This window comes from Actinomadura sp. 7K534 (assembly GCF_004348575.1).
Taxonomy (GTDB): Bacteria; Actinomycetota; Actinomycetes; order Streptosporangiales; family Streptosporangiaceae; genus Spirillospora; species Spirillospora livida.
The window spans coordinates 1-12,550 of sequence record NZ_SMKB01000210.1 but is presented as its reverse complement, the minus strand read 5'-3'; the positions used below and the strand labels follow the sequence as shown (position 1 = coordinate 12,550).

Below are 12,550 nucleotides of genomic sequence, written 5' to 3'. Positions count from 1 at the left end.
GCTCGGGGAGGGGCGGACCTCGGTGGGGACGCGGGTCGAGGTGGAGCACCTCGCGGCCAGCCCGGTCGGCATGCGAGTGACCGTCGAGGCCGTGCTCACGGAGGTCGACGGCGCGCGGCTGGTGTTCGAGTTCGAGGCCACCGACGAGCGGGACGTCGTGGTGGGCAAGGGCCGCGTCGAGCGGATGGTGGTGGATCGGGAGAGGTTCCTGGCGCGACTTCCCCGCGTGGACCGGGGCTAGTACGGCAGGAGGCGGCCGGACGGGGTGCGTAGGTCGGGCGGGCTCGGTTGACGTGGGGGTTTGGGACGCTTGATGAGCTGCTGCCGTGCCATGGTGATCATCTCCCCCCATCGGGGCGGGCTTAACCCGGTGATCGACGCGATGTCGATCCGTAACCCCTAGGACGCGCCCGCGGTACGCGAGGTTCGACGAGCTTATGCGACCGACACTGCCGGTTCGACCGATTTTCAGCGGATGTTCGTCGCCGTCCGTCGCCGGGCGGTCGCTCAGGAGACGATGTCGCGGGAGCGGAAGAGGCGGAACGACAGCGCGAAAAGCACGGCCGCGTAAGCGATGGAGAGGGCCGCGCCCTTGGCCATGCCCGTCCATTGGACCTCGGGTTGGAGGGCGTCCATCCAGGCGTACATCCAGTGGGTCGGGAGGAACTCGCGCCAGGAGCCGAGGGCGGTGACGGCGTCGATGATGTTGCTGAGGATGACGAGGCCGACCGCGCCGCCGACCGCGCCGAGCGGGGAGTCGGTGGTGACGGACAGGAGGAAGGCCAGGGCGGCCACGACGAGCTGGGAGACGAGGGAGTAGCCGACGATGATCGCCATCCGGCCGAGCGCGGTGCCGACCGGGACGGTTCCGCCGGTGGGGAGTACGACGTCGCTCCAGCCGAAGCCGACGGTGCCCGCGAGCAGCGACATCAGCGGGAGGCTGAGCACGGCGAGCACCGCGTAGCCGAGCGCGGCGACGAGTTTCTGGCGCAGGAGGCGCGCGCGGGGCACCGGGGCGGCCAGCAGGTAGCGGAGGGACGCCCAGTTCGCCTCGCTCGCGACGGTGTCGCCGCAGAACAGGGCGACCGCGACGACCAGCAGGAAGCCCGTGGCGACGAACAGGGCGAACAGCGCGAAGTTGAGGGCGCCGGCCGTGGCGACGTCGACCAGGCTGGGCACGCCGTCCGGGGACGGTTCGCCGCCGATCTTGAAGGCCAGCACCAGGACCCACGGGAGGGCGAGCAGGATCCCGAACGCGACCAGGGTGCGGCGCCGCCGGAGCTGCCGGACGGCCTCCACCCGCAGCGGGAGCGTCCGCCGGACGTCGTAGGCGGTCATGGCCCCTCCCCGATGAGCTGCAGGAACGCGTCCTCCAGGCGGCCGGACGCCCCGACGAGCTCCGCGACGGGGCCCGCGGCGACGCGGCGGCCGCCCGCCATGACGACGGCGTGGGTGCAGGTCTGCTCGACCTCGGAGAGCAGGTGGCTGGAGACGATGACCGTCCGCCCGGCCGCGGCGTACCGGACGAGCACCTCCCGCATCTCGCGGATCTGCGGCGGGTCTAGGCCGTTGGTGGGTTCGTCCAGGACGAGGAGGTCGGGGAGCCCGAGCATGGCCTGCGCTATGGCGAGACGCTGCCGCATCCCGTGGGAGTAGGTGCGGACGGCCCGGTCCAGGGCGGAGCCGAGGTCGGCTATCTGCAGCACCTCGTCCATGCGGGCTTCGTCCTGGGGGCGTCCGGTGGCGCGCCAGTAGAGGTCCAGGTTGTCGCGGCCGGACAGGTGGGGGAGGAACCCAGGTCCCTCAACGAAGGAGCCAAGGCGGGCTAGGACGGGTGCGCCGGGAGTGACGTGATGGCCGAAGATGCGGATCTCGCCGGAGTCGGGATGGATAAGGCCCATCAGCATCCGCAGGGTCGTTGTCTTCCCCGCACCGTTCGGGCCGAGCAGCCCTAGCACCTGTCCCTTCTCCACCTGGAAGGACAAGTCGGCAACCGCCAGGTGGCCGTTCTTGTACTTCTTCGTCAGGCCCGTTATCTCCAGCGGAATCTCGCTGTCCTGTTCGTCTCTGCGGCGATGACGTCCCGGTAGGACGATGACGAGCGAGACCACGATGGCGGCCAAGGGGAGAGCCCAGACCCAATGCGGGACGGGTGCGGAGGCCGTCGTCAGTGAAGGCACGGTCGGGACGGTCAGCGGCGACACCACCCGCACCTTGTACGAGGCGGGCTTGGCCGGTGTCGCGAAGCCCATGTCGGTGGTCGCGACGACGAGGCGGATCTGGTGGCCGCGGTCGAAGCGGTGGTCCATCGCGGGGAGCCGCACGGTGACGTCCCCGGACGCCCGGAACGCCGCGGGCAGCCGCCGCGCGAGCGTCGCCGTCCCGCCGGGCGCGACGTCGTACAGCTTCGCGAACAGCGGCCCGTCGCCTTCCACCCTGAGGCGGACGCTCGCGGCACCCGTCAGCTGGACGGGCCGCTCCAGCGGCGCCGTGTCGAACACCGCGGCCTGCCCGGGCATCTCGGTCGGCAACCCCCCACCGGCAGGCCCACCGCCGGCCGGGAGTGATTCCAGCGAGCCGAGTCCGGGCAGCGCGGAGATCGACACGGGGGAGCCGCCGGGGGGATGGTGCACCGTCTGCTCGCCCCCGCCCAGCGGCAGCTCCACCGGATCGCCGGAGAGGCCGGGATATGTCCGGGTCGTCGTCTCCGTCACGACGACCTCCCGGGCGGACGAGTCGAGCCCGCCCGTCCGCGTCACCGTGAAACCGTCCGGCGCCGGCGGCGCGGAGCCCTTGAGCCGCGCGTCGAAGAAGCCGAGGACCATGTCCCCGATCCGCTCCGCCTCGGGGTCGCCGCCGTCGTGGCCGCCCTGGAACCAGACGACCGACACCGGCGCGCCGTTCGCGGCGATCGCGCGGGCGTTGGCGTCGGCGTGCTCCAGCGGGAACAGCGAGTCGGACTGCCCCTGCACGAGCAGCGTCGGCACTCTGATCCGGTCGGCGACCGCCGCCGGGCTCGACCGCCGCAGCGTCTCGATCGCCGACTCGGTGGGCCGGCCCGTCTCCGCGACCTCCTGGTACATCGCGCACAGCGACGGCAGGAAGCGGCCGCACGCCGTCGGCCCGGCGCTGCCGGTGAAGAACAGGCCCGCCCAGAGCTTCTTGAAGACGCCGTCCGCGGGTCCTCCGCCGGCCGCGTCCGGGAACAGCGCGTCCGGGAGGCTGTGCCAGGTGATCATCGGGGCGATGGCGTCGACCCGCCGGTCGTGCGCGGCGGTCAGCAGCGCGATCGCGCCGCCGTACGACCGGCCCGCCATGCCGACGCGCGGGTCGCCGGGGCCGTCCAGCCGGACCTCGGGGCGCCGCGCGAGCCAGTCGACGAGCTGCCGGACGTCCTTGACCTCGTAGTCGGGCGAGTTGAGCGCGATCTCCCCGCCGGAGAGGCCGAACCCGCGCGCCGACCAGGCCAGCACCGCGTATCCGGCGCGGGCGAGGTCGCGGGCCTCGTCCGCCACGTCGGCCTTGCTGCCGCCGAAGCCGTGCGCGAGCATGACCGCCGGTGCCGGGGTGCGGCCGGCGGGCTTGTAGAACGTGGTGTCGAGCGTGACGCGCTGGTCGTCGCGGGGGCCGTCGACCACGGTGATGCGCTGGTCGATGGACCGGACGTGCGGCTCGCCGTCCGCCGCGGCGCCCCAGGCCGCGCACCCGGCGGCGAGCGCGGCGGCCGCCGCGGCCGCGGTCCAGCGCGTGGCGCGCCCCGTCCGGCTCCACCGTGTCCTGAGCGCGCCCCCGGCCTTCATGGTGGACCAGCCTATGCGCGGCCCGCCCCGGCCGTTTCCGTCAGCGGCCGGGCGGCGGGCCGAGGGCGGCGGTGAACATGGCGGTCAGCCGGTCGGTGAGCTCGGCCGGGTCGGCGGCGCGCAGGTCGGTCACGCCGAGCAGGCGCCGGACGGGCGCGCCGCCCATCAGGATCGTGGACGCGAGCAGTGCGCGGGCGCGGGCGTCCGGGCCGGTCAGCTGCGCGGTCATCGGTGCGACGATCACGTCCTCCAGGTAGTGGAGGAGGATCTGCTTGACCTCGGGCTGCCCGGCGGACCGGTCCAGCATCCGGGAGACCGTGGTGACGCGGTCGGGGTCGAGCTGCCGGACGAAGTGCTCCGCCAGCCGCCGCGGCAGCCCCTCGGGATCGCCGGCGATGACCCCGCGCAGTACCGACTCGCCGGCGAGGACCTCCCCGAACAGTGCCGCCTTGGAGCCGAAGTACCGGTTGACCAGGGCCATGTTCGCCTCGGCCCGCGTGGCGATCATGCGGACGGTGACGCCGTCGTAGCCGTGCTCGCCGAACAGGTCGCGGGCGGCGTCCAGGATGCGGCGCCGGGTCGCCTCCCGGTCGCGCTTCGGCCGCCGCGGCGCCCCCGCGCCCGCGCCGGACGTCGGCGTGCGCCCGGCCTCCCCCTCGACCCGCATCTGCGGTACCAGTCCGTTCGTTCCGCTCATCGGTGACCCGCCGGTCCAGCAATCTACCGGTTGCAAGTAAACAAGCGTCTACATAACATACATGTACGACACAGGTAATCAAGTGAGCCGGTTCGCGGGCCGGTATGGGGGCAGAGTGGCTCAAGCGAACGCGGCGTCGTCGCCCGGTCCGGCGGCGAAGCCGGAGGCCGAGCCGGAACCCGGGCAGGGGCCGGTCCGGCCGCAGTACACGCACCGCCAGATCCTGAAGATCCTCTCCGGGCTCATGATGGCGATGCTGACCTCGATGCTCTCGACGTCGGTCATCGCCACGGCGCTGCCGACGATCGTCGGCGACCTCGGCGGCCAGGACAAGCTGTCCTGGGTCGCCAGCGCCGCGCTGCTCACCATGACGGCCTCGACCCCGCTCTGGGGCAAGCTGTCGGACATCGCGGGCCGCAAGCTGATGTTCCAGACCGCCCTGCTCATCTTCGTCGTCGCGTCCATCGGCGCGGGGATGTCGCAGGACATCGGGCAGCTCATCGCGTTCCGCGCGGGCCAGGGCCTCGGCGCGGGCGGGCTCGCCGCGCTGGCCCAGGTGATCCTCGCAGACGTCGTCGAGCCGCGGCAGCGCGGACGCTACGCCGGCTTCATGGGCGCCGTGTTCGGGGTCTCCACCGTCGCGGGCCCGCTGCTCGGCGGCTTCATCGTGGACGCCGACGTCCTCGGCTGGCGCTGGTGCTTCTACGTGTGCGTCCCGATGGCCGTGGTGTCGTTCTTCGTCATCCAGCGGGTGCTGCGGCTGCCGAGGGTGCGCCGCGACACCAGCGTCGACGTGTTCGGCGCGATCACCATCACCGGCAGCGCCGCCATGCTGATGCTGCTGCTGTCCATGGGCGGGACGGAGTTCCCGTGGAACTCGGCGTGGACCTACGCGCTGGGCGGGGTCACCGCCGTCCTGCTCCTGCTCGCGATCGTCGCCGAGCGCCGGGCGCGCGACCCGATCCTGCCGCCCCGGCTGTTCCGCAACCGGATGTTCGTGCTGACGTCGTTCGTCTCGATCTGCGTCGGGATGGCGATGTTCGGCGTGATGATCTACATGCCGCAGTACCTGCAGATCGTCAAGGGGATGAGTCCCACGGCGTCCGGCCTGATGACGCTGCCGCTCGTGCTCGGCATGCTCGTCACCTCCACCGGATCCGGCCACATCGTGACCAGCACCGGCCGCTACAAGATCTTCCCGGTGCTCGGTCTCGGCTGCGTCGTCGTCGGGATGTTCCTGCTGTCGCGGCTGCACACCGGCTCCTCGTCCGTGCTGATCGGCGCGGACCTCGCCGTCCTCGGCATCGGGATGGGCCTGACGCTGCAGATCCTGATCCTCGCCTCGCAGAACGCCGCAGCGCCCGGCGACCTGGCCTCGACGACGTCCGGGGTCTCGTTCTTCCGCAACCTGGGCGGCGCGGTCGGCGTGGCCGCGTTCGGCGCGATACTCACCAACCGGGTCGCGGCCGAGATCGCCTCCGGCCTGCGCGCCGCGGGCATCCGGGCCGAGCCGGGCGGGACCGAGCTCGGGGCGCCGGACGAGATCGCGCGGCTGCCCCAGCCGGTGAAGGACATCGTGCGGGACGCCTTCAGCGGCGCGCTGGAGACCGTCTTCCTCGTCGGGATCCCGGTGGCGGTCCTCGGGTTCGTCGCCGTGCTGGCGATGAAGGAGCTGCCGCTCCGCGGGTCCGCGAGCCGCGGCAAGGGCCCCGCCGCCGCGCCCCCGGTCGAGGACATCACCGCCCGGCACCTGTGAGCGGTGCGGGAGCCCGGCCGCGGGGAGGGTCAGCGGCCCTTCAGCTCGCGGACGAGCCTGTTCGCCGAGGCGCGGTCCGGCGGGCCGGTCACGACGACCTTCCCGTCCAGGATCGCCATGTCGACGCGGGGGAGCGTGACGATCCGGTTCCGCACGACGAACGCGAGGTCCCGCCCGACCGTCGCCCGGGTCAGGTCGGCGAACGCCTTCCGGTCGGCGGGCCGCAGCGTGACCGCCACGTCGTGGCCGCCCGGCTGCACGCGCGACTTCTGGACGCGCAGGTCGGCGACCTTGTGGATCGCGATGCCCTGGGCGAGCCCGTAGCAGGTCGGGCCGGTCCCGGACTGGCCCGTGATGCCCTGCGTCCCGGCCGGGCACTGCCCGGGGGTCGTCTGCGTGACGGGGTAGATGTGCAGCGGCGCGGCCAGCGTGACCGGCTGCGTCCGCATGGACGACGCGATCAGCGCGCCGGTCACCGCGACCGCGGCGATCAGCAGCCCCAGCGTGAGGACCATGACGAGCATCGCCGAACGGTGCTGGTCGGCGGCCCTGGCCGCGGACGGGAGCTCCCGCTGCGGCCGGCCCCGCCGTGCCGCCCGGCTCCTTTTGACCTCCGCCGCCACGCGCTGCCGCTCGGCCGCCCGGGCCCGCCGCCGCGCCGCCGCGGTGTCGGTGGCCGCGTCAGGGGCATCGGTCTCCGGGACGGCGGGCAGGACGGCCGTCGTCTTCTCCCCGCCGCTCGCGGGTTCGCCGGCCTCCGCACGGGCGGTGTCGATCGGCTGGGTCTCCGCGCTTTCCGCCGGGGCGGGCGGCCACTGGGGAGCGGGGTCCGGAACGGCCGGCGAGTCCCCGGTCTCGGAGGCACCGGGCCGCTCTCCGGACGGCTTCTCGGACGGCTCTTCGGACGAGTCCTCGGGCGCGTCCTTGGCCTCGTCTGTGGCCTCGTCTGTGGGTTCGTCTGTGGTCTCGTCCTCAGGCGAGTCTTCGGGCGGCCCTTCGGCCGGCTTCTCGGACGACGGGTCGCGCGCGGGATCCTCGTCCTGCCGACGATTCCTGCTGCGGCGCGGAATGACCCGCATCGTCACCTCCCCGGCTTCATGATCCGCTCAGCAGTCTTTCAGCCGGAGCCGCGGTCCCGCACCGTCTCCCGGCCGAATGCGGCCACGGGATCACCCCGGTTGCTCACCATGTGACAACAGTGCCCCGTCCGCCGGGTTTCAATGCCGAAGGCCCGGCCCCGGGGGAAACCGGGACCGGGCCTTCGGGCCGTGCTCGGCCGGTGACCGGCCGCCGTGCTCAGTCGATGCCCGTGCTCAGTCGATGCGCCAGGTGTCGCCGCTGCCGAGCAGCGCCGCCAGGTCGCCCTCTCCCTCGGACTGGACGGCGTCGTCGAGCTGGGCCCGCATCAGCTCGTCGTACGACGGGCGGTCCACGTCGCGGAAGATGCCGATCGGGGTGTGCTCGAACGCCGGCTGGTCCAGCCGCGACAGCGCGAACGCCTGCGACGGGTCCGGGTTGTGCGCGTCGTGCACGGCGATCTCGGACGGGTCGACGTCCGCGACGTTCACGACCTCGAACGACCCGGCCGCGTTGCGGCGCAGCGCCTTGGAGCGGTCCGCGCCGAACACGATCGGCTCGCCGTGCTCCAGCCGCACGGTGACGTCGTCGCGGACGGCGGCGTCCTTCAGCGGCTCGAACGCGTTGTCGTTGAAGATGTTGCAGTTCTGGTAGATCTCCACGAGCGCGGTGCCGCGGTGCTGCGCCGCCGCCCGCAGCACCGACTGCAGGTGCTTGCGGTCGGAGTCGATCGTCCGGGCGACGAACGTGCCCTCCGCGCCGATCGCCAGCGACAGCGGGTTGAACGGCGCGTCCAGCGACCCCATCGGCGTCGACTTGGTGATCTTGCCGAGCTCGGACGTCGGCGAGTACTGCCCCTTGGTCAGCCCGTAGATCCGGTTGTTGAACAGCAGGATCTTCAGGTTGACGTTGCGGCGCAGCGCGTGGATGAGGTGGTTGCCGCCGATGGACAGCGCGTCGCCGTCCCCGGTGACCACCCACACCGACAGGTCCGGCCGGGACGTGGCGAGGCCCGTCGCGATCGCCGGCGCGCGGCCGTGGATCGAGTGGAACCCGTAGGTGTTCATGTAGTACGGGAACCGCGACGAGCAGCCGATGCCGGAGACGAACGTGATGTTCTCCCGGCGCAGCCCCAGCTCGGGCAGGAAGGACTGGACCGCCGCGAGGATCGCGTAGTCACCGCACCCGGGGCACCAGCGCACCTCCTGGTCGGTCTTGAAGTCCTTCATCGTCTGCTTCTCGTCCGCCTTCGGGACGAGGGACAGCAGCGACCGGCCGTCCGCGGCGGTGGCCCCGTTGCCGTTGCCGTTGGCGGAGCCGTTGCCGTTCGCTCCGTTGTCACTCACTCTCGATCACATCCTGGATGACGCCCTGGAGCTCCTCGGCCTTGAAGGGCAGGCCGCGGACCTGGTTGTAGCCGATCACGTCGACGAGGTACCGGCCGCGCAGCAGCAGCCCGAGCTGGCCGAGGTTGATCTCCGGGACGATGACCTTGTCGTAGGAGCGCAGGACCTCCGGCAGGTTCGCCGGGAACGGGTTGAGGTGCCGCAGGTGCGCCTGCGCCACGCTCCGCCCCTCCTTGCGGACCAGCCGGACGGCGGCGGAGATCGCGCCGAACGTCCCGCCCCAGCCGAGCACGAGCACCCGCGCGTTGCCGGACGGGTCGTCCACGGCGAGCGGCTCGATGTCGTTCGCGATCCCGTCGACCTTGGCCTGGCGGAGCCGGGTCATCTTGTCGTGGTTGGCCGGGTCGTAGGAGATGTTGCCGGACCCGTCCGCCTTCTCCAGGCCGCCGATCCGGTGCTCCAGCCCCGCCGTGCCCGGGATCGCCCACGGGCGGGCGAGGGTCTCGGGGTCGCGCGCGAACGGCTGGAAGTCCTCCTGGGAAGGCGCCGCGAAGTCGGGCTCGATCTTCGGCAGCGCCGCCACGTCCGGCAGCCGCCACGGCTCGGAGCCGTTGGCGAGGTAGCCGTCCGACAGCAGGATCACCGGGGTGCGGTACTTCACCGCGATCCGGGCCGCCTCCAGCGCCGCGTCGAAGCAGTCCGACGGGGACTGCGGCGCGATCACCGGGACGGGCGCCTCGCCGTTGCGGCCGTACATGGCCTGCAGCAGGTCGGCCTGCTCGGTCTTGGTCGGCAGCCCGGTGGACGGCCCGGCCCGCTGCACGTCGATGACCAGCAGCGGAAGCTCGGTCGCGACGCCGAGGCCGATCGTCTCGCTCTTCAGCGCGACCCCCGGCCCGGACGTCGTGGTGACGCCGAGCGACCCGCCGAACGAGGCGCCGAGCGCCGCGCCGACCGCGGCGATCTCGTCCTCGGCCTGGAACGTGCGCACGCCGAACTTCTTGTGCTTGGAGATCTCGTGCAGGATGTCGGACGCCGGCGTGATCGGGTAGGAGCCGAGGAAGATCGGCAGCCCGCTCTGCACGCCCGCCGCGACCAGCCCGTAGGCCAGCGCGATGTTCCCGGTGATGTTGCGGTAGAGGCCCGGCTCGTGCTCGGCCGGCTTGATCTCGTACTGCGTCGAGAACGCCTCGGTCGTCTCGCCGTAGCTCCAGCCCGCCTGGAAGGCCGCGATGTTGGCCTTCATGATCTCGGGCTTCTTGGCGAACTTCCGCTCCAGGAAGGCGATCGTCCCCTCGGTGGGACGGTGATACAGCCAGGACAGCAGCCCCAGCGCGAACATGTTCTTCGCGCGTTCGGCGTCCTTCTTCGTGATGTCGAAGTCGGCGAGCGCCGTCACCGTCATCGAGGTGAGCTGCAGCGCGTGCACCCGGTACTCGGCGAGCGAGTCGTCCTCGACGGGGTTCGTCGCGTAGCCGACCTTGGCCAGGTTGCGCTTGGTGAACTCGTCGGTGTTGACGATCAGATCCGCCCCGCGGGGGAGGTCCCCGAGGTTGGCCTTGAGGGCGGCGGGATTCATCGCGACCAGGACGTTGGGCGCGTCGCCCGGGGTCAGGATGTCGTGGTCGGCGAAGTGCAACTGGAAACTGGACACGCCGGGAAGGGTCCCGGCGGGGGCGCGGATCTCGGCCGGGAAGTTCGGCAACGTCGACAAGTCGTTGCCGAACGCCGCCGTCTCCTGGGTGAAGCGGTCGCCGGTCAGCTGCATGCCGTCGCCGGAGTCTCCGGCGAATCGGATGATGACGCGGTCGAGCTGCTGGACCTGTTTGGTCACAGAGGAAGACCTCCTCGACGCGCAGCACCCGTCCTGGGGGAGGCACCCAGGATCGTGATGCTACTTAGGCTTACCTTCATGGTATGTCCGGGGTGGGATGGGTTAACGGGGACGGGTTGCTCACCGGGACGAAGGCAGGCGCCACCCGGTGCTGTCCGGTTTCCGGTGGCCGCCGGTCATGGGAGGCATGGACCGTGGCCGCCGTTCCACCCGTCATGTGACGTCCCGCTCCAGGGAGGTCGTGACCCCGTATAGCACAAGACGTATCACTTCGGTGCGAGGTTCACGCGGCTCCCCGGGATTCGGGCAGGTCCTATCCGGATGTACGACCTGGACGGGTCCCCGAGTTCATCCCGAACACAGGCTGCTGCGCTGGCGGCACAGGTCGACGTGCAGGCGCCTGACCAGCCGCGCGGGATTCGTCGAGGAGCTCCGGCTCCCCACCGGCGTGGAGTTCACAGCCCGCAGTGTAGATGGCCGGAATTTCGTTCGAGGCCACCGCCCCTGGTCAAGCGCGTCATGACCCGCCCGGAGCCTGCGACGTCGCGACCTCCGGAGCGGCCGACCGGCCCGCCGAAGGGCCCGGCTCGGCGGGCACCGCCGGGGTCGGCGGCACCACCGCGGCGCGCTCCTTGTCCACCTTCGCGAGGAGCTTCTCGACGGCGTCCTCCGCCACGGCCTCCCCGACCACGTGCGCCGTCGCCGCGTACGGGTAGGCGCCGGGGTTGTCCAGGGCCCGCCGCATCCAGGTGCGCCACTGCCTGCTCGTGACGGTGCAGCGCAGCGTCATCGAGCGGTCCGCCGGCACCGGCTGCGACGCGGTGCAGGATCCGAGCGGCCGGCCGCGCGACGAGAGCGACGCCCGCAGCGACACCCGCGCGCCTTCCGGCACCGCGCCCGCCGGCTCGGCCAGCGTCGCGGGCACGCTCACGGTGCAGCCGTTGGTGTTCTGATCGCAGTTGGCGAAGGTCAGCGCCCCCGGCTTGAAGCGCAGCCCCGGGTCGGCGGCGCCGCCGAGGTTCGCGACGCGGGGCCGCAGCTCGGCGAACACGGTCGCCGGGGCCGCCACGGGCGCGACGGTGAACACGGGCGCGTTCGGCCCGGCGGCGCGCACCGACAGCAGCCGGTGCGGAGGCGCCGAGGCCATCAGGTACTCCGCCGCCTGCGTCTTCACCACGTACGCCGGGACGCCGTTCACGGTCTCCGTGGGCGGCTTCGCCGGGGCCTGGGCCAGCCTCCGCGCGATGGACTCCGGCCCCAGGACGCCCGGCACGTTGAAGCCGGGCATCGACTTGGGCGCCTTGGACCACCGGCCCGCGTAGTACTCCGTCTTGGCCACGCCCGTGACGTAGTCGCGCCAGAACGCCGGCCCGGCCTTGATGTAGGTGTCCCCGCCGATCGCGACGACGTTGGCCGTTACCGGCCCCGCCGTCAGCGTGCCGGTCGCCAGCCCTGACGGGCTCAGCCGCAGATGCGCCCGGACGGGCCTGCCGCCGACCGTCATCGTCCCGTCGTAGCGCAGCCCCGTCCCGGACGTGAGCCGCTGCCCCGCCTGGACCGTCCACGCCGGAGGAGCGGCCCGCGCGGTCGGCTCGGCCCGCTTCTTGGCCGGCTCCTCGCCGCCGCTGACGGCGACGGCCGCCACGGCTCCCGCCACCACCACGACGCCCGCCACGCCGACGAGGACGAACAGCTGCCCCTTCCGCCCCCCGCTCTGCCGTCCGGGCGCACCGGGCATCACCACTCCGGCAGCGGGACCGCCCGGCGGAACCGGCCCGCCCGCACCGACCGGGCCGTGCCCGCCGGGGAAGGCGGCGTCGCCCGCACCAGCGGGTCCGTTTGCGTCGGCCGGGGGGCCCATCGGAGCTCGCGCGTTCGGAGGCATGGGCCCACCCGCGTGCGCGGGGCCGCTCGGAGGCATGTGGGCGCCCGCGCCGGGGTCCATCGGACCGTGGGCGTCCGGGGACGGCGGCGCGCCTGCGCCGGTGGGTGGAACGGTCCTGCCCGCCACGACCACGTCCGGCCGGACGGGTTTCGGGG

The 12,550-nt window shown here is 72.5% G+C and carries 9 protein-coding genes; 2 read left to right on the top strand and 7 right to left on the bottom strand.

The genetic code is table 11. The features are described from left to right. Nucleotides 1-241 (top strand): hotdog domain-containing protein (locus tag E1266_RS29245; protein ID WP_279436360.1); only part of this gene is annotated, 241 nt, incomplete at its 5' end. Between the two features lie 266 nt (nt 242-507). Here the strand turns inward: E1266_RS29245 and E1266_RS29240 are convergent. Genes E1266_RS29240 through E1266_RS29230 form a run of 3 tightly spaced genes read right to left on the bottom strand, consistent with a single transcriptional unit; the run spans nt 508 to nt 4,497 of the window. Then, the gene (locus E1266_RS29240) at nt 508-1,338 is read right to left on the bottom strand and encodes an ABC transporter permease subunit (protein ID WP_132052476.1); all 831 of its coding nucleotides are present in this window, start codon (nt 1,336-1,338) and stop codon (nt 508-510) included. Beyond that, on the bottom strand, nt 1,335-3,800 hold the full coding sequence (locus E1266_RS29235; RefSeq protein WP_132052474.1) for an alpha/beta fold hydrolase: 2,466 nt from the start codon (nt 3,798-3,800) through the stop codon (nt 1,335-1,337). Before E1266_RS29235 ends, E1266_RS29240 begins: the two co-directional genes overlap by 4 nt. Nucleotides 3,801-3,840: 40 nt before the next feature. Continuing rightward, on the bottom strand, nt 3,841-4,497 hold the full coding sequence (locus E1266_RS29230) for a TetR/AcrR family transcriptional regulator (protein ID WP_243719020.1): 657 nt from the start codon (nt 4,495-4,497) through the stop codon (nt 3,841-3,843). Between the two features lie 115 nt (nt 4,498-4,612). On the opposite strand from E1266_RS29230, the gene E1266_RS29225 reads away from it, so the two are divergent. Continuing rightward, on the top strand, nt 4,613-6,253 hold the full coding sequence (locus tag E1266_RS29225) for an MDR family MFS transporter (RefSeq protein WP_279436359.1): 1,641 nt from the start codon (nt 4,613-4,615) through the stop codon (nt 6,251-6,253). Nucleotides 6,254-6,282: 29 nt separating this feature from the next. On the opposite strand, the gene E1266_RS29220 is transcribed toward E1266_RS29225, so the two are convergent. From E1266_RS29220 to E1266_RS29205, 4 genes are all read right to left on the bottom strand, one after another. Next, complete coding sequence (locus tag E1266_RS29220) at nt 6,283-7,332, bottom strand: hypothetical protein (protein WP_243719018.1); 1,050 nt, start codon at nt 7,330-7,332, stop codon at nt 6,283-6,285. Between the two features lie 234 nt (nt 7,333-7,566). Continuing rightward, nucleotides 7,567-8,676 (bottom strand): 2-oxoacid:ferredoxin oxidoreductase subunit beta, encoded by a 1,110-nt coding sequence (locus E1266_RS29215; RefSeq protein WP_243719016.1) that lies wholly within the window; start codon nt 8,674-8,676, stop codon nt 7,567-7,569. Then, nucleotides 8,669-10,510 (bottom strand): 2-oxoacid:acceptor oxidoreductase subunit alpha, encoded by a 1,842-nt coding sequence (locus E1266_RS29210; RefSeq protein WP_132052470.1) that lies wholly within the window; start codon nt 10,508-10,510, stop codon nt 8,669-8,671. The genes E1266_RS29215 and E1266_RS29210 overlap by 8 nt, the downstream gene beginning before the upstream one ends. A 517-nt stretch (nt 10,511-11,027) precedes the next feature. After that, nucleotides 11,028-12,248: a hypothetical protein gene (locus E1266_RS29205; protein ID WP_132052468.1), complete on the bottom strand. Its 1,221-nt coding sequence runs from the start codon at nt 12,246-12,248 to the stop codon at nt 11,028-11,030. Nucleotides 12,249-12,550 lie beyond the last annotated feature (302 nt).